General features: G+C 36.0%; 24 protein-coding genes. 8 read left to right on the forward strand and 16 right to left on the reverse strand.

The genetic code is table 11. From position 1 onward, the window contains the following. Nucleotides 1–118 precede the first annotated feature (118 nt). The 6 genes from ACQ33O_RS06930 to ACQ33O_RS06955 form a co-directional block, all read right to left on the reverse strand. Nucleotides 119–2,245 carry a prolyl oligopeptidase family serine peptidase gene (locus tag ACQ33O_RS06930; RefSeq protein ID WP_430994839.1) on the reverse strand — a complete coding sequence of 709 codons (2,127 nt, stop codon included), beginning with the start codon at nt 2,243–2,245 and terminating at the stop codon, nt 119–121. A gap of 111 nt (nt 2,246–2,356) precedes the next feature. After that, nucleotides 2,357–2,863 carry a hypothetical protein gene (locus ACQ33O_RS06935; RefSeq protein WP_430994840.1) on the reverse strand — a complete coding sequence of 169 codons (507 nt, stop codon included), beginning with the start codon at nt 2,861–2,863 and terminating at the stop codon, nt 2,357–2,359. A 61-nt stretch (nt 2,864–2,924) separates the two neighbouring features. Further along, entirely contained in the window at nt 2,925–3,314 is a 390-nt protein-coding gene (locus ACQ33O_RS06940) for an RDD family protein (protein WP_430994841.1), read from the reverse strand. Nucleotides 3,315–3,386: 72 nt separating this feature from the next. Then, nucleotides 3,387–3,857, reverse strand: coding sequence for a hypothetical protein (locus tag ACQ33O_RS06945; protein ID WP_430994842.1), 471 nt, complete (start codon nt 3,855–3,857; stop codon nt 3,387–3,389). Between the two features lie 7 nt (nt 3,858–3,864). Further along, nucleotides 3,865–5,166 carry a hemolysin family protein gene (locus ACQ33O_RS06950; protein WP_430994843.1) on the reverse strand — a complete coding sequence of 434 codons (1,302 nt, stop codon included), beginning with the start codon at nt 5,164–5,166 and terminating at the stop codon, nt 3,865–3,867. After that, complete coding sequence (locus tag ACQ33O_RS06955) at nt 5,163–5,738, reverse strand: phosphatase PAP2 family protein (RefSeq protein ID WP_430994844.1); 576 nt, start codon at nt 5,736–5,738, stop codon at nt 5,163–5,165. Before ACQ33O_RS06955 ends, ACQ33O_RS06950 begins: the two co-directional genes overlap by 4 nt. Nucleotides 5,739–5,799: 61 nt before the next feature. Here ACQ33O_RS06955 and ACQ33O_RS06960 point away from each other — a divergent pair, with 61 nt between their 5' ends. Beyond that, nucleotides 5,800–7,779 (forward strand): LTA synthase family protein, encoded by a 1,980-nt coding sequence (locus ACQ33O_RS06960; RefSeq protein ID WP_430994845.1) that lies wholly within the window; start codon nt 5,800–5,802, stop codon nt 7,777–7,779. A 15-nt stretch (nt 7,780–7,794) separates the two neighbouring features. Then, nucleotides 7,795–9,795: an LTA synthase family protein gene (locus ACQ33O_RS06965; protein WP_430994846.1), complete on the forward strand. Its 2,001-nt coding sequence runs from the start codon at nt 7,795–7,797 to the stop codon at nt 9,793–9,795. 93 nt (nt 9,796–9,888) lie between these two features. On the opposite strand, the gene ACQ33O_RS06970 is transcribed toward ACQ33O_RS06965, so the two are convergent. The 4 genes from ACQ33O_RS06970 to ACQ33O_RS06985 form a co-directional block, all read right to left on the reverse strand. Then, a complete protein-coding gene (locus ACQ33O_RS06970) occupies nt 9,889–10,632 on the reverse strand; it encodes a class I SAM-dependent methyltransferase (protein ID WP_430994847.1) in 744 nt (247 codons plus the stop codon). A gap of 13 nt (nt 10,633–10,645) precedes the next feature. After that, nucleotides 10,646–11,002 carry a hypothetical protein gene (locus ACQ33O_RS06975; protein ID WP_430994848.1) on the reverse strand — a complete coding sequence of 119 codons (357 nt, stop codon included), beginning with the start codon at nt 11,000–11,002 and terminating at the stop codon, nt 10,646–10,648. Between the two features lie 9 nt (nt 11,003–11,011). Beyond that, nucleotides 11,012–11,791, reverse strand: a complete 780-nt coding sequence (surE, locus tag ACQ33O_RS06980) for a 5'/3'-nucleotidase SurE (RefSeq protein ID WP_430994849.1) — start codon at nt 11,789–11,791, stop codon at nt 11,012–11,014. 109 nt (nt 11,792–11,900) lie between these two features. Beyond that, complete coding sequence (locus ACQ33O_RS06985; RefSeq protein ID WP_430994850.1) at nt 11,901–12,362, reverse strand: hypothetical protein; 462 nt, start codon at nt 12,360–12,362, stop codon at nt 11,901–11,903. 356 nt (nt 12,363–12,718) lie between these two features. Here ACQ33O_RS06985 and ACQ33O_RS06990 point away from each other — a divergent pair, with 356 nt between their 5' ends. The 3 genes from ACQ33O_RS06990 (at nt 12,719) to ACQ33O_RS07000 (ending at nt 15,273) form a co-directional block, all read left to right on the forward strand. Continuing rightward, complete coding sequence (locus tag ACQ33O_RS06990) at nt 12,719–13,474, forward strand: XRE family transcriptional regulator (protein WP_430994851.1); 756 nt, start codon at nt 12,719–12,721, stop codon at nt 13,472–13,474. Between the two features lie 254 nt (nt 13,475–13,728). Then, entirely contained in the window at nt 13,729–14,142 is a 414-nt protein-coding gene (locus ACQ33O_RS06995; protein WP_430994852.1) for a single-stranded DNA-binding protein, read from the forward strand. A gap of 102 nt (nt 14,143–14,244) precedes the next feature. Continuing rightward, a complete protein-coding gene (locus ACQ33O_RS07000; RefSeq protein ID WP_430994853.1) occupies nt 14,245–15,273 on the forward strand; it encodes an LLM class flavin-dependent oxidoreductase in 1,029 nt (342 codons plus the stop codon). Nucleotides 15,274–15,276: 3 nt separating this feature from the next. On the opposite strand, the gene ACQ33O_RS07005 is transcribed toward ACQ33O_RS07000, so the two are convergent. Beyond that, nucleotides 15,277–16,734, reverse strand: coding sequence for a hypothetical protein (locus tag ACQ33O_RS07005; RefSeq protein ID WP_430994854.1), 1,458 nt, complete (start codon nt 16,732–16,734; stop codon nt 15,277–15,279). A gap of 97 nt (nt 16,735–16,831) precedes the next feature. Here ACQ33O_RS07005 and ACQ33O_RS07010 point away from each other — a divergent pair, with 97 nt between their 5' ends. Beyond that, nucleotides 16,832–17,284, forward strand: a complete 453-nt coding sequence (locus ACQ33O_RS07010) for an energy transducer TonB (RefSeq protein ID WP_430994855.1) — start codon at nt 16,832–16,834, stop codon at nt 17,282–17,284. 9 nt (nt 17,285–17,293) lie between these two features. Here ACQ33O_RS07010 and ACQ33O_RS07015 read toward each other — a convergent pair whose 3' ends face one another. Beyond that, on the reverse strand, nt 17,294–18,457 hold the full coding sequence (locus ACQ33O_RS07015; RefSeq protein ID WP_430994856.1) for a DUF1624 domain-containing protein: 1,164 nt from the start codon (nt 18,455–18,457) through the stop codon (nt 17,294–17,296). Nucleotides 18,458–18,610: 153 nt separating this feature from the next. On the opposite strand from ACQ33O_RS07015, the gene ACQ33O_RS07020 reads away from it, so the two are divergent. Next, the gene (locus tag ACQ33O_RS07020; protein ID WP_430994857.1) at nt 18,611–19,204 is read left to right on the forward strand and encodes a 2OG-Fe(II) oxygenase; all 594 of its coding nucleotides are present in this window, start codon (nt 18,611–18,613) and stop codon (nt 19,202–19,204) included. A gap of 12 nt (nt 19,205–19,216) precedes the next feature. On the opposite strand, the gene ACQ33O_RS07025 is transcribed toward ACQ33O_RS07020, so the two are convergent. From ACQ33O_RS07025 to ACQ33O_RS07035, 3 genes are all read right to left on the reverse strand, one after another. Then, nucleotides 19,217–19,411 carry a hypothetical protein gene (locus tag ACQ33O_RS07025; protein ID WP_430994858.1) on the reverse strand — a complete coding sequence of 65 codons (195 nt, stop codon included), beginning with the start codon at nt 19,409–19,411 and terminating at the stop codon, nt 19,217–19,219. Nucleotides 19,412–19,498: 87 nt separating this feature from the next. Beyond that, on the reverse strand, nt 19,499–19,912 hold the full coding sequence (locus ACQ33O_RS07030; RefSeq protein WP_430994859.1) for an SRPBCC family protein: 414 nt from the start codon (nt 19,910–19,912) through the stop codon (nt 19,499–19,501). A 112-nt stretch (nt 19,913–20,024) separates the two neighbouring features. Next, entirely contained in the window at nt 20,025–20,681 is a 657-nt protein-coding gene (locus tag ACQ33O_RS07035; RefSeq protein WP_430994860.1) for a class I SAM-dependent methyltransferase, read from the reverse strand. A 143-nt stretch (nt 20,682–20,824) separates the two neighbouring features. Between ACQ33O_RS07035 and ACQ33O_RS07040 the strand changes: the two genes are divergently transcribed. Next, complete coding sequence (locus tag ACQ33O_RS07040; protein WP_430994861.1) at nt 20,825–21,685, forward strand: hypothetical protein; 861 nt, start codon at nt 20,825–20,827, stop codon at nt 21,683–21,685. A gap of 7 nt (nt 21,686–21,692) precedes the next feature. Here ACQ33O_RS07040 and ACQ33O_RS07045 read toward each other — a convergent pair whose 3' ends face one another. Beyond that, complete coding sequence (locus tag ACQ33O_RS07045; protein WP_430994862.1) at nt 21,693–21,965, reverse strand: DUF4242 domain-containing protein; 273 nt, start codon at nt 21,963–21,965, stop codon at nt 21,693–21,695. Nucleotides 21,966–22,054 lie beyond the last annotated feature (89 nt).

A 22,054-nucleotide genomic window follows, 5' to 3' on the forward strand; every position in this document is an offset into this window, starting at 1 on the left:
TAAAAAGCCACAAACAATTGTTTGTGGCTTTTTAATGATCTCGATCTATCAGATTGCTTTTCCCTTGTGGCTTGTAGCTTGAGGCTTTTGTTTTGTAGCTACAACTTGTATAAGCAAATCAATGCTTCGTTTGCGATAATATGAATGCCCATTTCTGTGCATCTTTTTTCATGCCCACAAATTTATCTTCGCTATCGCCATGTCCACCATTATAATCAACATATAAAAGTGTTGGCTTGCCGGATGTATTTGCTTTTTGTACAGCCGCAGCAAATTTTGCAGGCATCCAACTGATCACACGTGGATCGTTCCAGCCGGTGGTGATCAGCATGGCAGGATATTTAACACCATCCTGAACATGTAACGTAGGATCCATTTCCATTAATGAAAAGAATTCATTGATATTTTTTACAGACCCGAATTCGGGTGTATTGATCGCTCCGTTAGCAGCAAATTCTCCTCTTACCACTGATAATGCTCCAACCTGCGGAACTGCACATGCCCATAGATCGGGACGTTCTGTAATGGCTCTGCCAATTAAAATACCACCTGCACTTCCTCCTTCGCAAGATAAATGTTCAGGCGATGTAAAGCCTCTACTGATCAAGTATTCAGCGCTACTGTTCAGATCTTTCCAGGTGTTTGGTTTGCTTTGTTTATAACCGGCCCAATGCCAGTTTTCGCCTTTTTCACCACCACCACGTACATGCGGAATACCTATCACAACACCTTTGTGTGCCATCAAAAGAAAATCGGTACTAAAACCTGAACCGGTACTGTAACCATAGGCACCATAACTGTAGAGGTAAGCCGGATTGCGTTTGTTGAGTTTGATATCTTTTCTGTAGATAATGGAAAGCGGTATCATCACACCATCATGTCCAGGAATTTCTATCTCTTCTACTTTCATTTCATCTACATAAGGATACTTAACCGATTTTCGGAATGAAAATGTTTTTTCACCTTTAGTTGGTGCCGCAAGATTACCGTAGGTGAATTGCAACGGCGTTATCCAACCTGTACGTGCAATATGTACATCATCTGTTTCTTTATTGTATGGAGTGATGTAAGTTAGATTCGTGTTTTCTGCAAATGGAAGTTTAGATACTTTGTTTGTACGTATATCTACAATATAGTTGCTCATTAATACACCATTTTTTGTATAAGGGATGATCAAAAAATTCTTTGATTGATCGATGCCTCCCATAGGGATATCTTTTTCCGGAACAATTGTCTTTGCGTTTTTAATATCCGGCTTGTTCAGATCAAGTAAAAGAATTTTTCCATTGGGAGCGTTCTTTTTTGAACTCACATATAATTGATTGCCGGCTCCATTCAATGCGAATGCGTCATCTTCTTCCATACTGATGATCTTTTTCCATTGACCTTTACTATTGATCGGACGATAGTATAGATCCATATACGGAGATACACTTGATCTGGTTAAAAATTCATATTTACAATCCAAATCATCTGACCAAAATGGAGCAACATATTTTGAATTGTCTAACAAATACAGATCAGGATTGGTTTGGTAAGAGAGATAAACCTCATCCTGTAAAGTGTCTGTGCCAAGCATATGCAGTTTAAACACTTTGTCTATATCGGGTACTTCTACATGAACATCATAAGTAGGTTTTTGCATGTACACTACCTGGTTAGGTTTACCGGTAAATCCGTAAAAGATACCCGGTATACTGTCGATGTAAAATTTATTTTTAGCGATGTCATAGAATTTCACCACATCAATTTCTTTTCCACCTTCTGATGCGGTAACGGCAATAAGCTTTTGATACGGGTCAAAACTAAAATTGGAAATATTATAATTCTTTCCCCACATATCCGGGCTTGCAAGCAATTCCTCCTTGCCCGTTTCTCCATTGCGTTTGAAAACTTTTACTTTAGGTTCATCGAGTTTTAAGTTGAAGTAAACAAACAGTTTTCCAATTTGACGAACTTTAAAAATTTTATCGGGCCAGATGGAATCCAGCATCAGCATACCCTTATAAATATTATCCGTTTCGGGTAATTTATCAATAATGCTATTGGTATAATCGGACTGAGCTTTGAACCAGTCTGTTACTTCTTTATCTTTTAAATTTTCGAGCCATTGATAGGGATCTTTAATGGTTATGTTGTGCCAGGTGTCGCTGCTGTCAACCATTTTGGTAGCAGGGTAGGTATATTGTGCTATAGATGAAAGGCCGGTAAGCAAAACTAAGTTTGCGATCAATATTTTCTTCATAAAGAAAAAATTTAGAATGATGAAAATGTAGTTGAGCACTACATGCAGATATTTTTATTTCTGCTAATATGAAGATAATGAAAACTTTGTTTAAGTTAGATGAGAAAAATACTAGTTGATTTGCTTCATATAAACACTACTACCCGTTTTCCATAATTCACCACAAGGGAAAACATCATTTAAGGTTATAACAAATCGATTTAAATTACAAGTGAAGTAGATATTCACTGTTGCAACTGGAGCATTTTTACCGTTCATTTGAATGCTGTCCATTGACGTTGTTATTTTTTCAAGTTTTGTAATTTTCCAGTTTAAACCATTATCTAATGTGTCAGAATAAACCCAGTTCAGATTTTCCTGAAATTCTGTTATTTGAGTATCACGGTTTTTTATCATTTTGTTATACTGATCAGAATTTTTGTTTGTATCAAGTACCTCGGCAATTTTCTTCATTTCTTCAAGTGTTGGTATTAAATAATCAAGCTTGCTAACTGAACCTTGTTGAAATGAATTGAAAATTATTTTCCCCAGATCGTCAGGCGTACTTTGTGCTTTTAAATTATTGCCACAAATAATAAGTATGCAACAAAAAAATGTTAAGGGATTATAGTGTCTCATATTAAATATCCGATATTTCCAATATGTGTGAAGTTCTTTAAATTTTGGAACTCTTAAAAGATTATAATTTTATCATTACACTTCCCGAAACTAAATCATGAATTGCTCTTCTTTTTGGATTGCTATTAATTGTCAAAAATGAAACCCAACCTAAAAGCACCTTGATAGGATACCTGATAATTGCTTGAAAAATATTGATACGTTTTGTTGAGTCAGAATGTTTTCTATCTCTTATTCCCTTTAAATAGTTTCCTAATGTGGAGCCAAGAGTCATACAAAGTGGTTCGTAGGCAATAAATAATCCGGCAAACATTGTCATTCGAACCCAATCCGGTACATTGTCATACTTGTCCAAGATGCCGGCAAACACAAACATTAAAATAACAATTAAAATGGCATCAATAAAAGTAGATTGAATCCTATCTGTTAGTTCTGGATATTTTTCTTCCATGTTTTGTAAAGATTGGTTTAAATTTTTGCATCCACAAAAGGCCTCCAATAGTTATTCCTCATTCATCCCATCCTAATTGCTTTTCAGAGATTCTATAAATTCACCCAAAGGCCCGGTAAATGCTCCATGTTTTTTCATTTCACTATTCACTTCTTTTTCGGCAAATGCCCTAAAACTTGAATTTAACGCATCAATTTTATTTAGAATGCTACTTATAGAAGTATCAGATTTAAAAATAGTTAATATTAAGTTCTTTACTTTTTTATCTTCATTATATAACCTGATATGACTTTCTGTATTATCAAAACTTGTGTCAACTTGTTTTATGATTCTATATGTGAATAGGGCAATTGCGGTATCAGGGTTTCCAGTACTTTCATATTGTTTCCAGTAATCATTATTAAAAAATGAGCTGGGTGTAGAAGATTTTTGAAGTGCAGTAATAATAGATGAATATGAAACTGAATCCTGTTCCTTTTGTTTAGTTTTATTTGCTGTACAAGCAAATAAAAAGACTAAAAATATAAGTGGTAATGTCTTCATGCAATATTTACTCCTCATCCATCTCATCCTTAATAGCCTCGGATATTTTTACAAGAAGTTTATCAATACGTTGTCCGTCCATATCAATGATTTCAAATTGGAAACCTCTCCAATCGAAAGTTTCGCCGGTTTCGGGTATGCGTTCCAGTTCGTGCAGTACAAATCCTGCAAGGGTATCAAATTCATGTTCCCCTTCGTTCATCCATTCTGTTTTTTCAAAGCGACTTAAAAAATCGTAGAACGGAATTTGTGCATCAACAAGGTAAGTGCCATCGGCTCTTTCAACTACTTCATATTCTTCCTGTCCGGTTTGAGGTACATCTCCAACAATGGCTTCAAGAATATCATTTAAAGTGATCATACCTTCCAGCGTACCATATTCATTCACAATAAAACAACTATGGATCTTTGTTTCCTTGATCTTTTCTAACAACTGATATGGGTTGTTATTTTCAGGGACAAACAAAGCTGGTTTCAATAACTGTCTTAAACTCGTTTGATCATCTGCTTTTAATAGATCTTTTATATAGATGATACCTTTTATATCATCCACCTGTTTTTCACAAACGGGATAAGTAGAGTAGGTGATCGTAGCTAATTTATCTTTTACATCTTGTACAGTACTATCAACATCCAGCCATTCAATATCTGTACGGTGTGTCATCAGTGAAGTAATATTTCTGTCACCAAGATGGAATACCCTTTCAATGATCTCTTTTTCTTCTTCTTCAATAGTGCCATGCTCACTACCTTCGGTGATCATTGCTTTAATTTCTTCTTCGGTTACTGCATTGTCTGTTGCTGGTTTTACATTGAACAACCTAAACAAAAGGCTGCTGATCCTTGAAAGCAACCATACAATGGGGTAAGTGAATTTTGAAAAAAGATCCATCGGTCCGGCTACGAGTCTTGCAATTTTTTCTGCTCTCATTAATCCCAAACGCTTAGGAATCAGTTCTCCAAAAATGATCGATAAAAAAGTTACGATAATAACAATGATACCGGTAGAGATGGTAGGGGCATAAGGCTTCAGCAGATCTATTTTAGCAACATAAGGTTCTAGGTCGCTGCTGAATTTTTCACCAGAGTACAAACCCGTTAAAATAGCAATGAGTGTAATACCTATTTGTGCAGCGGATAAAAACACTTCCGGATTTTCGGAAAGTTCCAGTGCTTTTCTTGCTTTGGCATCTCCTTTATTTGCCATGCTTTCGAGCCTGCCTTTTCTTGCACTTACCAGTGCAATTTCACTTATTACAAAAAGTGCGTTTACAAAGATCAGTATGAGTAATATAAATATTTCTGTCATGGTTGATTGTGCAGGCCAATATACCTGTTAAATGCTTTTGCGTACAAATATCCGATAACTAATCCAATTATAGCACCACAGGCCACATCAATAGGGTAATGCACCCCCACATACACCTGTGCATAACAGATGGACGCAGCCCAAAGAAAGAACAGGCCTGTTATCCATTTTGGGAATTCGTTTCGGAAAGTATAATACAAAAACATAGCTATACCAAAGTGATTGGCAGCATGTGAAGAGGTAAAACTTGAGCTTTTGGGTCGGTATCCAACCAATACATTTACCCAATCGGCCATGGAAGGATCGTTACAGGGACGCAGACGTGATATATTCTCCTTTATTAAGTTACTACTGACAAAGTTGGTTGTAATGATGGTAATGGTCATTCCCAGCACCCATAGCCAGCCATTCTTTTTATAGTTCATAACGGCAAAAAGGATCAGAAACAGGTATAAAGGGTTCCAAAGTTGCTGAGTTCTTAAATAAGGTGCCAGCCAATCCATAAAACCATTGCTCCATTGCTCGTTAATAAGCCTGAACAGCCATTTATCCCATTCGATCAGTGTTTGCATCTATAAAAATAATTGAACAAAAATAATTAATCTAATTTTGCCCGAAGTTTAAATGTTTTCTATGCAATTATACAGCCGTTTGCCGAGATTGATAAGATGGATACTTTCAGTTTATCTGTCCTTTTTGGTAGTAATGACTCTTTTCAGATCGATCTTCTATTGGCAGTTCAATCCTTCAGGTAAAGCATTTTCGGGCTCGGCATTTTTTATGGGGTTGAGGTTTGATATTAAGTTTATCTCTATACTTTCTCTCTTTATTCTTATTCTCTGTGTGTTCAAGTTTCTTAATCCGTTTAAAAAAGAGAAGGCAAAACATTTCTGGAATATTTTTCTGCCGTTGGTTTTTGTGGTGACATTTATTGTATATGCGATCGATTATTTCCATTACGATTATTTGCATCAGCGATTAAATGCAAATGTGTTGAGTTATTTGGGAGATGCATCTATTTCCGCAACGATGGCATGGCAGAGTTATCCCGTAATAAAATTTTTAATAGCGTTGATCATTCTTGCAATGCTTGCAAGGATATTTTTTGTAAAAAAATTGAACAAATTTCAACAGCAAGAACCTGCAAGTAAACGTAAAGGAATCGTAGCTTACATCATATTCTTTCTGTTACTTGGAGCAAGCATCTTTGGCAAATTCAGTCAGTACCCTTTGCGTTGGAGCGATGCTTTTACATTGAGTGATGATTTTAAAGCAAATCTTTCTTTGAATCCTTTTCAAAGTTTTTTCAGTACGCTCAGGTTTAAAGACACCAAGCCCGATATGAAAAAAGTGAGGGAAGAGTATGCATTGATCGCTTCATTATTACGTGTTCAAAATCCGGATAGTGTAAAGCTGAATTATCAAAGAAGTTTTTCTTTCAACGATTCATTTGCTAGTAAGCCAAATATTGTTCTGGTGATCTGCGAAAGCTTTAGCATGTACAAAAGTAGCATGAGTGGTAATCCGCTTAACAGCACACCATTCTTCAACGAGATGGTAAAGTCGGGTATATTCTTTGACAGATGTTTTAGTCCATCTTACGGCACAGCCCGTGGCGTATGGGCAACGGTTACGGGTATCCCGGATGTATTGGGTACCAACAAACAAACAGCGAGCAGAAATCCTGCAGCTGTAGATCAGAAATTGATCATCAATGATTTTAAAGGGTATGATAAATTTTACTTTTTGGGTGGAGATCCTACATGGGCTAACATTCAGGGCTTTCTCAAAAATAATATTGATGGGTTAAAAATATACAGTCAGGATGATTTTAATGCAAAGAAAGAAGATGTGTGGGGTATCAGCGATAAGAATTTATTTTTATCAGCCAACAAGATCATTGCTAAAAATAAACAACCTTTTTTTGCGATCATTCAAACAGCCGATAACCACAGACCATATACTATTCCTGCAGAAGATATAGGTCCTTTTCAAAGAACAACGGTTCGTCAGGATTCTTTAGAAAAATATGGCTTTGCAAGCAACCGGGAATTTGATGCTTTCAGATATACAGATTTTTCTTTTCAACAATTTATAGAGGCTGCTAAAAAAGAAAAATATTTTGATAACACCATTTTTGTTTTCATTGGCGATCATGGAATAGGCGGCGATGCTAAGGATATATATCCAAGAAGCTGGACAGAGCAACGGTTGGTTGCCGAACATGTGCCTTTATTATTTTATGCTCCTAAATTATTGCAACCGCAACGTTCTTCAGAAGTTTGTTCTCAGATAGATGTGATGTCTTCAATTGCATCGCTGACTAAAACTTCTTATTCAACAAGTACTTTGGGCCAAAATCTTTTTGACACTTTACGTGGTAAATATTCTTTTATTGTAGATCAGGATAGGAGAAATATCGGCATTGTTACAAATGACTATTTCTTTGTCAAAAACCTGGAGTCAAATAAAGAAGTATTTGTTTCTGTAAAGAATAATGATCCCGTTGCCATTACAGCAGAAACTGAGCGGATAAAAAAAGATCTTTCGAAATTAACAGAGGCATACTATCAAACTGCTAAATACCTTATCTTGAACAACAAGAAAAATTAAATCTTATCATTTAACATGGCTTTAAACGCTTGGCTTACCGATAAAAAATTTCCTAAAACCATACAGTGGATCGTACAGTTATTTCTCATCTACCTTTTTATTTTTACTGCATTTCGTATTGCAACATTGATAACTTTCAAGCCTGCTAATGCTTCGGTACTTGAAATGTTCCCATCTTTCTGGTTGGGTTTCAGATATGATCTCAGATGGATCGCATTTATACTTTTCCCTATTGCCTGTATTTCTTTGTTCCCGAAATTTTCTCCCTTCTATTCCGAACGAGGAAAGAAATGGTGGACTGCTTATCTAGCGATCATCACTTTATTGGTCTTTTTCTTTTTTGGAGCCGACTTCGGTCATTTTGCATACGTAAGTACAAGACTGAATGCAAGTGCATTGAATTTTTATGAAGATGCAAGGATCAGTTTTGAAATGATATGGCAGAGCTATCCTATCGTATGGATTTTTTTTGGATTGATCGGTGCTGTGATCATGATGGCATGGATGTTTAGGAGAACTCATGTGAGTGTGGAAGAGCGTAATGTGAACATTCATAAATTCAGCTATAGAAAATTTTTACACATTGTAACCGTTTTTATACTTGGATGGTTCATGTTTGGCTTTCTTTCATTCAAGCCTTTGTTATGGAGCAATGCTTTTAAATTAAATGATAATTTTAAAAGTTATCTGGCATTAAATCCACTGCAAAATTTCTTTACAACTTTGCGGTTTAGAAAACCGGTACTCGACAATAGTAAAGTCTGGAGCTATTATTCAAGAACAAAAGATTTTTTGCAGTTAGATAAATTTGGTACAAAGAATTTCAGTTTTCAAAGAGTGGTTCATCCTTCAGGACATTCGTTGGAAAGCCAGCCCAATGTGGTGTTGGTTATTTGCGAAAGCTTTAGTATGTATAAAAGCAGCATGAGTGGTAATCCACTAAACAGTACACCATATTTTAACGACTTGTGTAAACAAGGTATTTTTTTTGATAGATGTTTTTCTGCTACATTCGGTACAGCTCGTGGTGTGTTTGCAACCATTACTGGTATTCCCGATGTGCAGTTGTCGAAATTCAGTACAAGAAATGAAGAAGCACTTAATCAATATTCCATCATCAATAATTTTGAAGGGTACGAAAAATTTTATTTCCTTGGTGGGAATAGTGATTTCAATAATTTCAGAGGCTTGGTGAAAAACATAAATGGTGTTAAGATATATGAAGAAGGAAAATTTTCAGCACCTAAATTAAATGTATGGGGCATCAGCGATAAGAATTTGTTTCTGGAAGCTGATAAGGTAATGAAGCAACAAACCAAACCGTTCTTTACGATCATTCAAACATCTGATAACCACCGGCCTTATTCAATACCGGAAGAAGACAAGGATTTTGTAAAACGTACTGTGAGTGACGAAGATCTGAAAAAATACGGATTTGAATCTTTGGATGAATTCAATGCGTTTAGTTATACTGATTATTGTTATAAAAAATTCATAGAAACTGCAAAGCAGTCGTCGTATTTTGATAATACCATTTTTATATTTGTTGGCGACCATGGGGTAGAGGGAGATGCCAATGCTATTTATCCAAAACCCTGGACAGATCAACGTTTGAATGATGAGCATGTGCCTTTATTGTTCTATGCTCCTGGTTTGTTGACGCCTCAAAAAAGAGGAGAGGCCGTATCGCAGATCGATATTTTACCAACTTTAGCAGGTATGATCCATCAGCCTTATATCAACAAAACACTTGGAAGAGATTTGTTGAATTCCCCGGGAAAAGAAGATGCTGCATTTATTATCCATCATGATGAAGGAAAGATAGGTGTGGTTAATAACGATTACTACTACTCGAAAAATTTATGGATCAATAAAGAGGTTTTATTGCCAGTGAGAGATGGGGTGCCGCCATTGAATTCGGCTCAAACAGATTCTGTAAAAAAGCATTTGTCTGAATTAACATCGGCGCTTTACGAAACAGCGAAGTGGATGCTGGTGAATAATCACGGGAAGTAATTTTTGAGTTTCCAGCCTCAAGCTACAAGTATGCTGAATCGAATCTCTTTGCTTTTCCCTTGAGGCTTGTGGCTAAACCCTTTGCTAAAAAGATTATTTCTTTTTAGCGATCATGATCAAGCGTGGGGAAGTCTTTACATTGTAATCTGCAAAATTATAATCGCCGAAAACTTCTTGTATTTGCAATCCCTGGTAAGCGAACATATCCGTAAAATCTCCTAAAGAAAATTTGGCGACTTTTTCTGTATAGATCAACGGTTCGCTTAAAGCATCGTCTTCAACCTGTATTTTTTTATAGAAATGCGTTTCGTCAAACCATTTGGTGATGAAATAGTTCACGCCGTCAATTTCTTTTTCAAATTGATGAACCAAATGATCTTCTGAATAATGGGTATTCAGGTAATCCATTACAAAAGTTCCATTGTGTTTTATTGATTGAGCAATGGTACGAATGGCATTGTCATGTTCTCTTCGAGTGGCAAAATATCCGAAGCTTGTAAAAAAATTAAAAGCATAATCAAAATAGTTTATCCAAAAAGGCAAACGCATATCATGCCGATAAAAATGCAATTGATCGGTTTGAGATTTCAAAGCTTCGTCAATACTCTCTTCACTCAAGTCAATACCGGTAACATCAAATCCTTTTTCTGCAAGATGTATGGAGTGTCTACCCTTACCGCAGGCAACATCCAGCATAGTTGCTCCGGCAGGAGGTTGAAGATGATTGATCAGTTTATCGATAAAAGCAGCAGCCTCTTTTTCATCCCTGTTAAAATATAACTGGTGATAATAAGGTGAGTTGAACCAATCTTTAAACCAGGGATGACTACTTTCCATTCAAATTGTTTTATCAAATTAAAAACTTCAAACACAAAATAGTTACACCATATAAACAAGTTGCGGCAAAAATACCTTTTGCTGTTTTATCTATTTTGGCGTTTACAAATAAAGTGAATATAACGGCGTTTGCTAATAATGATACACTTAATGCGGCAGTTAAAATAGCATGACCCGGCTGTACAAAAATGAATTGAAGTCCTTCCCAATAAGTCAATGGTCCTAGGTTTCTGTATTTAAATAAAATGAAACCTACAAACGGAGCCAGCAATCCGAGTACGCATCCGTACCAAAAATTATCTTTCCCTAGTATGCCGAATATCTTTTTAAATATTGATTGTTTTTTTATTTCTTCAGATGAAGTGTTCATAGGAGGATATTATTTAAATGTTTTTTGCAACTGTTCTTTTAATTTATAGTTGGTCAGGTCAAACTGAACGGGCACAATACTTACGTAGTTATTATCCAATGCCCATACATCGGTGTCTTTTCCTTTGTCGAAGTTTACAAAGGCGCCGGTTAACCAGTAGTATTTTTTATTATGTGGATCTTTACGTTCTTTAAAATCTTCTTCATATTTGGCGTACGCTTGTCTGCATACTTTAATGCCTTTTATCAATTCAAGCGGTAAAGACGGAATGTTTACGTTCAGTAAAAAGTGTTTATCTAATTTTTTCTTTAAAAAAGTAGATACAATTTTATTTACATAAAATCTTGCACCTGCAAAATCGGCTTCGTAATTATAATCCAATAAAGAAAATCCCATACTCGGAATACTCTCGATCGATGCCTCCATTGCAGCACTCATAGTACCACTATATATTACATTGATAGAATGATTGGCACCATGGTTGATGCCGCTCAAACACAGGTCCGGTTTTTTCTTCAATATTTTATCTACCGCTAATTTTACACAATCAACCGGTGTGCCGCTGGTGATCCAACTTTCAACACCCGGTACTATATCATCTACTTTAGATAAACGTAAAGGGTGCCCGATTGTAATGGCATGCCCCATACCGCTTTGAGGTTTATCCGGTGCCACTACTACCACTCTTCCAAGATCTTTTACAGCTTCTACTAAATTGCGTATACCCGGTGCTGTTATGCCGTCATCGTTGGTAATTAATATAACGGGTTGTTTTTTGTCTTTTGCCATGCTGTTCAATTTTCGATTTGGGATGTACGATGTACGATTTCCCTCGGGGTGTTAAAGTTTTCTTTTAAAAAAGCTCTTGCAATTCGAATTACATGGTAATTCGTACATATTAAAGCCCTCTTAATAGTGGTCTTGCTATTGCTTCACGGAAAGGCCATGGAATAGCAGCTAAAATAATGATCAATGCTATTGCAAAAAAGATAAGTGACTTTTTGTGTTTTGAATTGTCTGTTGTTGCTTTTTTGGTAGCAGAATAACCAATATGTATTGCAGCAATAGCCACAATCATCATTGACATATGTTCAACTGCAAAGAAACGACCTGTTGCATCTTTCATGATCGCTCCGGCATTGTTTTTTAATGCAGCAAACCATGGTCCGGTGAAATATAAAATAAGTCCGATCAATAATTGTATATCAGCGCTGATCAAAAAGAAAAGTCCGATTTTTTTATCGCTGCTTGCATAATTTCTTTTACTGCTTAAACCGCTAATGGCATTAAGTATTGCCCAAACACCAAAAAGTAATACTGCCCATCTTAAAATGCTATGTAAAAAATAAAGTATCGACATAATAATAGTTTCTGCAAAAATAAGGTCTATATGTTTGTTGTAAACATATTTGTTAATTGTTATCAATAACTATTAAAAGATAGGGTTTTGTCCTGAAAATATAACATAGTATAGAATTACTAATATAGAGTTTACAGTAGTACTAAAGCCCAATCAGGGAACAAACCGACAAAGGGGGTGTAATCCTTTGTCGGCGGCTTTTTTGGTTACTTTTTTTACTCAAAAAAGTAACAATAGTGTTTTCTAAATACAACGGTCTGTGATTGGAGATTTCAAACTAATATACTACTTGTGGAAAATATTTTTTGATAAACTAAAAAAATTAGTATATTTGTGCTAACCAAATTAGTTAAACCATGTCACAAGCCGGTCAAAACCTTAAATACCTGCGCAAACTAAGAGGGTGGACGCAGGAAGAATTTGCCATTAAACTCGGTATTAAACGATCTTTAATTGGCGCCTATGAAGAAGAAAGAGCCGATCCTCGTATAGAGGTCCTTGAAATTGTAGGTGATATATTTAAATTAAGTTTAGATGAGTTATTGTTGAAAGACCTGAGCAATACCGGCGGCAGCAACTATCTAGCGAAACGTCGTCAGCAAAAAATGATGTCGGTAGAAAGAAATGTCATTCATTTTGTGCCTGTAAAAGCGGCGGCAGGTTATTTGGCGAGCTATGCTGATACTGAGTTCATTGATGAATTGAACACATTTACTTTGCCGATGCTGAGTGGTGGTAATTATAGGGCTTTTGAGATCATTGGTGATAGTATGTTGCCAACACCAAGTGGTAGTATTATTGTAGGAGAGAAGATAGAAGGTGTGGATGATGTAAAAAATAATCAAGCATATATAGTAGTGAGCAGAAATGAAGGGATCGTTTATAAACGCATAGAGAAAAATAATAAAACAAAAAACAAACTTACACTGGTGAGTGATAATCCGCAATTTCAACCCTATCAGGTAAATACCGAAGATGTGGTAGAATTGTGGGCTGCACAAATGGTGATCAGCAAAGTAAGCCAGCAGCAAAGATGGGATGTGAATTCATTGGCCAGTATGGTGAATAATTTGCAGAGCCAGGTGAGTACGTTAAAGAAGAAGATGAATTAATGAGATAGATGCGCTGATCGGGCAGATTAAAAGAGATGAATACGGATAAAATAAAATCCATTCTAATCCCTAAAATCCGCGTCATCCGTGTTCCTATCAACAAAACAAGATCTCTATTTTGAAAAATAAAGACAAGTACTTTTAAAACCTGAAAAACCGGTGACTAAATAGTTCATAACAAACTTTATCTATCAAAAGTAATTTTCATAATTTTCAAATTCAGATACATCGATTAACATTTAAAAACAACAGTTATGATCAAGTTACAAATTGTAGGTAATCTTGGAAAAGATTGCATCGTGAAAGAAGTGAACGGAAAAAACGTAATTAACTTCAGTGTTGCTCACACAGAGCGTTTCAAAGACAGTCAGGGAAATCAAAAAGAAAGAACAACCTGGGTAGAATGTGCTTATTGGTCGGATAAAACCGCCATTGCTCAATACCTTACAAAAGGTAAAATGGTGTATGCGGAGGGAGCTCCTGAGGCTGATGGTTATTTAAATAAAGAAAATCAACCGGCTGCTACTTTACGTATGAGGGTACAAAGTATTCAGTTGTTGGGTGGCGGTGATGGCAATGCCGCTCCACGTCCTGCTGGTGCTGCAGTTACAAGTGCACCTGCTTCGGTGAGTGATGCTTCTGCTGTGGATGATGATCTGCCGTTTTAATGGAATATAATTTTAGTGAAAGCCTCGAATCTGATTCGGGGCATTTTTTTGTATATTCCAATCATTGTTTAAACATTATCTTTGTGATCTCAATGAATTAATATGGAATTAGGCATCGGTATGTTTGGTGATAATCATTTTGTAAATGGAAAATCATTGCCAACAGGGCAACGTTTGCGTGAATTGATCGAAGAGATCAAATTAATGGATGAACTCGGTCTCGATTTTTTCGGCATCGGTGAACATCATCGTCCTGATTATGCCGTTTCTGTCCCTGAAATAATTTTAGCGGCTGCTGCAACCGTTACCAAAAAAATTAAATTGGGCAGTGCCGTAACGGTACTTAGCTCTGCCGATCCTGTTAGAGTGTATCAACAGTTTGCAACCATCGATCAGTTGAGTAATGGTAGGGCTGAAATAACAGCCGGTAGAGGAAGTTTCATAGAATCTTTCCCGATCTATGGATATGATCTGAAAGATTATGAAGGTTTATTTGAAGAAAAGCTCGATTTGTTAGTAAAGATCAATAAGCAACAACGGATTACCTGGAAAGGAAACTACCGGGCAGCATTAAACGATCAGGAGATATTACCCCGTGCTGTAAATGATCATTTGAATATGTGGGTTGCAGTAGGTGGCACACCCGAATCGGTGGTACGTGCTGCCAAACTTGGCTTACCCGTGATCTTTGCTATTATTGGTGGTGCACCGGCACAGTTTCAGCCTTTGTTTCAATATTATAGAGATGCGTACAAGCATTTTGAGCATGATGAAACTCAGTTGCAGGTAGGCGTACATATGCATTGCTTTTTTGGAGAAGACAGCAAACAAATTGTTGAGGAATATTATCCTTTGTATTCAGGACAAATGGATAGAGTAGGAAAAAGCAGAGGATGGCCACCGTACCAACGCAATCAGTTTGATTTTGGCAGAACAAAGAATGGTGCATTGATCATTGGTGATGCCAATGAAGCAATTGATAAAATTTTACAGATGCAGGAGCTATTTGGCCTCACCCGTTTTGCAGCACATATGGATGTTGGCGGTCCATCACATCAATCATTAATGAGATCGATAGAACTGTATGGAACGAAGATCGCTCCGAAAGTAAGAGAAGCGTTGAAGCAATAAACTTTATTTTTTCTGATACAATTCCAGTATCTCATTCTTAAAGACAAGTTTAGTAGGGATACCCCATTTTTCTATCCATACCGGAAGACTTTGCATTTCTTTTTTATATCCTAATTTAGTTAGTTGGTCGCTTTCAATATAGCTATCCATCCCATTTTTACGCAATACAACAAAATTAATTTTGGTTGTATCAGCCGGAGCAGTTGTTATATCTTGAATGCTACTAACTCTTACTAATTCAACATTTTTTTCCTTGTAAAAATTTGCAGGTATTTCGGGAGTAAAATAATCACTCCAGTAAGTGTAAAAAACCTTTATTGGTTTATCACTATAATTTTTATGGAGATATTTTGAAATGGCTACTCTGCCATCGGCAGCCCTGGTAGCTACTCCTATCAAAATAATGGCATTAGCCATAAAAGAAATGATCAAGATCGTATTAACAATAATAGATACAGTTCTGCTTTGTTTTATTTTTAGCAGTTGAATTCCCATGATAATTATTATTGGGATAAAATTCATCAAAGGAAATAAAAAACGATATTCTTTATGTGGAATAAAACTATGGATAATAATAAAAGGGACAGCGATCCATAAAAATAAATTCCTGCGGTCTTTTATGAATAAGATCAACAATGAAAATATAAGTGGCAGACCTATCAATATTGATGGTCTTACAAGAATTACTTTTATATAGGCGTACAATTTAGAGTGACCAAAGTCCTTAGTAGTATCATCTAATATGGTGTTGTAAAAATAATTCCATGAAGTAAAAGTGAAGTTTCCGTAAAACCAACGGTCGATCATTATTCCTAACAAAAAGATAATAACAGCGCCACTAAAGATCTTCAAAATATTAGTTGCACTTTCTTTTTTTATTAAAGCTAACCAGATAAATAATGAGATGGATAATATCGCTGATTGGAACCTACATAAAAAACTGATCCCTAAAAATATTCCTGTTAAAACATATTGAGGCCTATTTCTTAATGCAATAGCAATTGCTAAAAGGAAAAATATTCCTGACCAAGCTTCTGAAGAAAATCTTACATTAATAAACGGCAAAAACCAAAACAGGTAAGAAGCGGCGATATATACTTTTTGATATCTCTCTTCGATCAAATTCAATGTAGATCGAACAAATTGAGTAATAATACTTATCGCTAATAATGCTGTGAGAAATCTTAAAATAAAAGCCAGTATATAAGGATCGGTAGTCGAAAATAATTTACAAATACTAAAAATTGTATAGGCTATACCCGGTTGAAATGCGGATCTCATCTGCTGATGAAACTCCCATGGCAATTGTTGTGGTTGAGTGAGCCCTAATTTAAGTTGAGCAAATTCTATGATCTGATAGTGCTCATCTTCCTGGATATACCCATGACTGTTATATGCTGTGATGCAGTAAACAGCCAATGCAATAACTAAAATAATTCGATGAAATTTATCAATGCTCATAGTAAGTTGCAATGAATTGATTTGTTGGTGATGAAGATAAACATTAATACTAAAATTGTTTTAATGAAAGGGTCTTTCCTTATTTTTACAAAAAAAGATGCGTTTGAAAAGCTGTATTCTTGTTCTTTCAGCATTGCTGTCTATAAATGGGTTTGCTCAGGAATCGACTCCACAGCCTTCACAGGAAGAGGTTCCTATTAAAAATTCGGTGGGTAGTGGGGATGATGCAATATATAACAAGGTAGAGGTTGAGGCGGAGTTCCCCGGAGGAGAAAAGGCCTATATACTATTTCTCCAAAAGAATTTAAATGCTTACATCGCCGAAAAAAATAAAGCTCCAATGGGTCGTTATACAGTTGTAATTGAATTTATTATTGAAATAGATGGATCATTAACCTATCCTTCTGCAACTGAAGATCCTGGTTATGGAACAGCAGAGGAAGTGATACGAGTGTTGCAACTAAGTCCTAAATGGATCCCTGCAAAAGTAGCTGGACGTTCTGTAAGATCATTCAGGAAACAGCCCGTTACATTTATGGTTACAGGCTAGTTACTTGTTTTATAAATAACTCAGCCACCACTTTTCTTTGTTATTAATTTTGTATGTGTCGAATTTTTTGCATAGCGGATAGCAGAGTAATATTACCCCTATCCATATTACATACACTACCCATAAATGGAAACCATATCCTTTTAATCCGGGCAGGTCGTTTAGCCATCCTCCATGAAAGACCATTTGTTGCCAACCGTATCCTGTAACTTGTGCAGCAACTAACGCTAAAGCATGTATCAAATAAATATGCAGTATATAGTAGAAGAACGGCACTCTTCCAAAAGTGCTGAAAAAGTTCACGATAGGTCCCTTTAGTTTTTCAGTGTTTGCAAGAATGATCAAGGCAGGCCCTAAGGTCATCAATACATAACAAAGTGATGGAGGGTATTTTTGTGGATTTAAGAATGACATCAGTGATTGAGAAATCGTGCCATACTCTTTCCAGCCGTTAGGGTCGCCATAAATATTGATGAAACGTATTACAATAAAGGCAACGATAGCTGAAATACCTATAATGGTAAGAATTTTTTTGCGTCGAACACTGCTGAATGAATGATCATACAAAGAGCCAAAACAATATCCCAATGCCATTACGCCAATCCATGGAATGACAGGATAGCCAATAAACAAAAGATAATCTTTAGAAAGATTGAATCCACCGCCATCATGCAGCATTGCCCAAAGTACATTTCCGGGAGAATGAACCGTATCAAAAAGATTATGCCCAAATACGATCAGGCAACTGATCAGTAAAATAATTTTTTTAGGAAGATGAACAAGTGCTGCCAGAACGATCATGCTGATGCCGAGGCTCCAAATTGTAAGAAGAGCCGGCGTTCTAAATTGCAGATCGAAGAACCAGCCAAAATTGACAATGCTTATCTCAATAAAAACAAGCCATAATCCTCTGGTGAATAAAAATTTTGACAGATCTCCTTTGCTTCTTCTTTTGCCAACAAAAAATGCAGATGCACCTGCTAAAAAACTAAATGTTGGGGCACAGTAATGAGTTATCCATCTTGTAAAAAATATCGGCCAGGATGTATGAGCAGGGTCGGTGGGGTCGTATATAAATGCGGCTGAGTGAAAATAATCTCTGGTATGATCTAAAGCCATGATAACCATTACCAGACCTTTTAATAGGTCAATTGATTCTATTCTGTTTCTCATCGCAGTTGATTTTTAATAAATAAATTCAGGAACAGTATTCAGGCGGATGCGGATAAGTACTCAAATATATACTTTTAAGATGATTTTTGCCAGTACTCAGTTAATTGGTTTGGGTTAACATAGAAAGACTACCTTCCTCTCTCAACTCACATAATGAAAAACCAATTTGATGTTTTGATAGATAGTTATCTGGAAAATAAAATAGGCATAGATTCAAGATTTTTAGATGCCGCTTTGTCTGAAGGGCTACAACAAAACATACTGCAATTACAAAAAGATAAATTGATGAAAGTAGCCGGAATCGGTAATGAATTAATAATGGATGCTGAACAGAAAATGCGAACTGATAAAATTCATTGGCTGGAAGAGAAAACCGATAATAGGTTTGAACAGGAATTTTTAAGTAAGATGCATGATTTTATAGGTTACCTTAACAGAACCTGTTATACCGGCATCAATGCCTGCGAATTTCATTATGCAGTGTATGAAGAAGGGAGTTTTTACAAACGTCATATAGATCAATTTAAAAATGATGATAATCGAAAATTTTCGATGATCAATTATTTGAATGATAATTGGATTGAAGAGGATGGGGGGCAGTTACTGGTATATAAAGATGCTGTAGTACAAAAAATATTACCTCACTCACAAACGACTGTATTTTTTAAAAGCAATGAAATGGAGCATGAAGTAACAAAAGCTAACCGACCAAGAATGAGTGTTACAGGTTGGTTGAAAAGGATCTGATTGTATTTAAAACTAAGTAGCCTTGTCCTTGGTATTTCTAACAAGACTTATGCCTGCGAAAAAGAAAATGGCTCCCACAATTCCAAATACAATAATGCCTTTTACGTTTCTGGTACCCGTGCCGCCATTCATGAAATTTACGCCTGCGTAAATAAGACCGGTAACACCCAATAAAGATAAAATAATTCCTAGTATACGTTTTTCCATGATTGTTTTTTTACAAGGTAGACTTATAAAATCGGTAACAATCAAAATGTATGAATGATGTAAGAATTACTTTTAATTATGTAAAACTCAATGCTGCTCAGTATATTTTTTGAAATTATTAAGTATGGCTTGCCATCCGCCTTGCTGCATTTCAAGCGAATTCTGACTTTCGGGTTCGAATGTTTCTACAACTTTTGTTGTATTACCTTCTCCGGTAAATGTAATTTTTACTTTTCTGCCATCACCCATAGTGTATTCGATGAGTTTGTTTAATTCAACGCCGGTATATACGCCGCCAAAATCAAAACTAAAACTGCCATCTTTTGCAGCCATTGTTGTTGAGAATTTTCCGTCAATGCGTACATCGTTTTCGGCATGGGGTGCATGCCAGTCGTCTGATGCCTGACACCATTGAGTAATATGTTTTGGTTCTGTCCAAAAGCTCCATACTTTTTCTACAGGAGCATTAATAGTAGCTTCAACTGTTATTGCGTTTTGCATGATCTATATTTTTTGTGAATGATTTACTAGTACAAATGTAATATCCTGATTTGTTTTTTAAGCTATACTAAATTGACAATATAGGGGGCTGATTGCGACAGAGCGTATTTTCTTATTTTTTTACTCCGCTCACAATTAAATTTTCCATATTGAATGTTTCTCCATTTACATTCATATCCGGCTCTTTATTTACAAAGACTTCAATGTTTGTAAATCCATTTGTGCTTAATAGGCCAGCAATATCTTCTTTTGCGTACAATGTAAATCCGTATTTGGTAAATGGATACTTGATCGCTTGATGTTTGGGCCGAAGTGAAATGATGAGTTTGCCATTGCTGCTTAAAACTCTTTTTAATTCATTCAATACTTTGATCGTATCATCCCAAAAATAAATGGTGTTTACAGTAAATATTTTATTGAATGCGCCATCATCAAATGGGAGTGCGGTTACATCAGAGAAAACAAAACTAGCCTGTTCTTTCCTGATCCATTCTTCGTTTATTTTTTTTGATTCAGCAATCATTAATTCAGAAAAATCGATCCCTGTATATTGAATGCTCGGGTGCTTAGCGACTATTTCTTTTACAAAAAGACCATTGCCCATGCCCACTTCAAGAATGGTATCTCCCTCTGCTGCATTTAAAATAGTAAGTGCATCAAGGTTCATCTGTCTGTTGCCTTTATTCATGAATTCTGCTATAGCAATGCCCTGATCGCCTGTAGGTTTGCGAAGTTGTGCAGCTCTTTCTTGGTATTGTTGTTCGTCCATTAAATCAATATTTTGATCTTAAAAATACAAAGAAAAAGAGTGGAAACACCTTTCATTTAAAATGCTATTTAATATATATTTGCTCATGTTCCAACTCTTATGAAGTTGATCATTTATTCATTGCAAATAATTACTACAAAATTATGAATTTCAAAAAGCTATTATTCGTTTGTTTACTTTTTGCTTTTGCTAATACTGCAACTGCACAAATAGGAATGGGTGTTGGTGTTTTAGGAAGTGCTATAAATAAAAAGAAAGAAAAAAAAGCGAAAGCAGCTGCTGAGAAAGCTGCACAAGAACAGGCTGTAAAAGACAGTATTGATAATGCACAGAAGGAACTGGCAAGGATTGAATATCAAAAGCGACAGGATTCTTTAGACGTGATAGCTAAAGCCGAAAGAAAAATTGCTGACTCTATAAAAGATGCAGAAAAAAAAGCAAAAAAACAGGAGGCTGAACAAAAAGCAAAATTATATTCACGACCAACCTGGGAAAAATTAGGCATGGATTCTGTTGAGTTTCGCAATCACTACGGTTCTGATTATGAATATAGCATACAAAAACAGAAGGCCAGCGATAGTTGGTGTAAATACACTACATTTTTGTATGGTGTAAAATATGGGTATACAGATTTTATTGTTTCGTACCTAGAGAGTAAGGGATGGGAATATGATATGAAAAAAACAACAGCACTACTTACATTCAAACTTAAACGATACAATGGTGAAACTGAGGCAAACGAAGTAATCAATATGAGTTTCCCTTTGGATAAAAATAGCAGGATCACTGGTGGTACAATTACCGGTACATCGAGTGCAATCATCAGATTGTATATCGATTACTGGGATAGCCAATTAAAGAGCACTCCACAGGGGACCGGTACGTATTATGATTACGGATCGGATAAGATCATCTTCAAATGGGTGGCAGGTAAACCGGTTATAACAATAACTAAAGGGCTTGTGAGTTTCGAATTTGAAGCTGCTTCAAAAAAATATCAGTAGTTGGCTTTTATTCCGCAGTAGCCGGGTCAATGATCGCAGCAACCAGGCTCACTGAATTAGCAGGGAATCCACCCTGCTGGGCATGTTCACGAACCATTGCTTCGTTTGGTGCAAGATATACGCAGTATATTTTATCGGTAGTAACATAACTGTGTATCCATTGTATTTGCGATCCCATTTTACTCAGTACACCGCAAGATGTTTGTGAGATCGCTTTGAGTTGTTCTGCTGATAAATTTCCTGCACCCGGAATTTCTCTTTCTATAACATACTTTGGCATAACTATAAATTTTAATGAATGATTGAAGAGTATTAAATCTACTGCTTTGTTCTAAGAAATGCAATAGCAATATTTAGATATTGAGTTAT

The organism is Ferruginibacter sp. SUN002 (genome assembly GCF_050611725.1).
Classification (GTDB): Bacteria; Bacteroidota; Bacteroidia; order Chitinophagales; family Chitinophagaceae; genus Ferruginibacter.

Excerpts from the sequence above, each read along its gene's own strand:
- ACQ33O_RS06930 (WP_430994839.1), bottom strand. The coding sequence starts at position 2,245 with ATGAAGAAAATATTGATCGCAAACTTAGTTTTGCTTACCGGCCTTTCA.
- ACQ33O_RS06935 (WP_430994840.1), bottom strand. The coding sequence starts at position 2,863 with ATGAGACACTATAATCCCTTAACATTTTTTTGTTGCATACTTATTATT.
- ACQ33O_RS06940 (WP_430994841.1), bottom strand. The coding sequence starts at position 3,314 with ATGGAAGAAAAATATCCAGAACTAACAGATAGGATTCAATCTACTTTT.
- ACQ33O_RS06945 (WP_430994842.1), bottom strand. The coding sequence starts at position 3,857 with ATGAAGACATTACCACTTATATTTTTAGTCTTTTTATTTGCTTGTACA.
- ACQ33O_RS06950 (WP_430994843.1), bottom strand. The coding sequence starts at position 5,166 with ATGACAGAAATATTTATATTACTCATACTGATCTTTGTAAACGCACTT.
- ACQ33O_RS06955 (WP_430994844.1), bottom strand. The coding sequence starts at position 5,738 with ATGCAAACACTGATCGAATGGGATAAATGGCTGTTCAGGCTTATTAAC.
- ACQ33O_RS06960 (WP_430994845.1), top strand. The coding sequence starts at position 5,800 with ATGCAATTATACAGCCGTTTGCCGAGATTGATAAGATGGATACTTTCA.
- ACQ33O_RS06965 (WP_430994846.1), top strand. The coding sequence starts at position 7,795 with ATGGCTTTAAACGCTTGGCTTACCGATAAAAAATTTCCTAAAACCATA.
- ACQ33O_RS06970 (WP_430994847.1), bottom strand. The coding sequence starts at position 10,632 with ATGGAAAGTAGTCATCCCTGGTTTAAAGATTGGTTCAACTCACCTTAT.
- ACQ33O_RS06975 (WP_430994848.1), bottom strand. The coding sequence starts at position 11,002 with ATGAACACTTCATCTGAAGAAATAAAAAAACAATCAATATTTAAAAAG.
- surE (WP_430994849.1), bottom strand. The coding sequence starts at position 11,791 with ATGGCAAAAGACAAAAAACAACCCGTTATATTAATTACCAACGATGAC.
- ACQ33O_RS06985 (WP_430994850.1), bottom strand. The coding sequence starts at position 12,362 with ATGTCGATACTTTATTTTTTACATAGCATTTTAAGATGGGCAGTATTA.
- ACQ33O_RS06990 (WP_430994851.1), top strand. The coding sequence starts at position 12,719 with ATGTCACAAGCCGGTCAAAACCTTAAATACCTGCGCAAACTAAGAGGG.
- ACQ33O_RS06995 (WP_430994852.1), top strand. The coding sequence starts at position 13,729 with ATGATCAAGTTACAAATTGTAGGTAATCTTGGAAAAGATTGCATCGTG.
- ACQ33O_RS07000 (WP_430994853.1), top strand. The coding sequence starts at position 14,245 with ATGGAATTAGGCATCGGTATGTTTGGTGATAATCATTTTGTAAATGGA.
- ACQ33O_RS07005 (WP_430994854.1), bottom strand. The coding sequence starts at position 16,734 with ATGAGCATTGATAAATTTCATCGAATTATTTTAGTTATTGCATTGGCT.
- ACQ33O_RS07010 (WP_430994855.1), top strand. The coding sequence starts at position 16,832 with ATGCGTTTGAAAAGCTGTATTCTTGTTCTTTCAGCATTGCTGTCTATA.
- ACQ33O_RS07015 (WP_430994856.1), bottom strand. The coding sequence starts at position 18,457 with ATGAGAAACAGAATAGAATCAATTGACCTATTAAAAGGTCTGGTAATG.
- ACQ33O_RS07020 (WP_430994857.1), top strand. The coding sequence starts at position 18,611 with ATGAAAAACCAATTTGATGTTTTGATAGATAGTTATCTGGAAAATAAA.
- ACQ33O_RS07025 (WP_430994858.1), bottom strand. The coding sequence starts at position 19,411 with ATGGAAAAACGTATACTAGGAATTATTTTATCTTTATTGGGTGTTACC.
- ACQ33O_RS07030 (WP_430994859.1), bottom strand. The coding sequence starts at position 19,912 with ATGCAAAACGCAATAACAGTTGAAGCTACTATTAATGCTCCTGTAGAA.
- ACQ33O_RS07035 (WP_430994860.1), bottom strand. The coding sequence starts at position 20,681 with ATGGACGAACAACAATACCAAGAAAGAGCTGCACAACTTCGCAAACCT.
- ACQ33O_RS07040 (WP_430994861.1), top strand. The coding sequence starts at position 20,825 with ATGAATTTCAAAAAGCTATTATTCGTTTGTTTACTTTTTGCTTTTGCT.
- ACQ33O_RS07045 (WP_430994862.1), bottom strand. The coding sequence starts at position 21,965 with ATGCCAAAGTATGTTATAGAAAGAGAAATTCCGGGTGCAGGAAATTTA.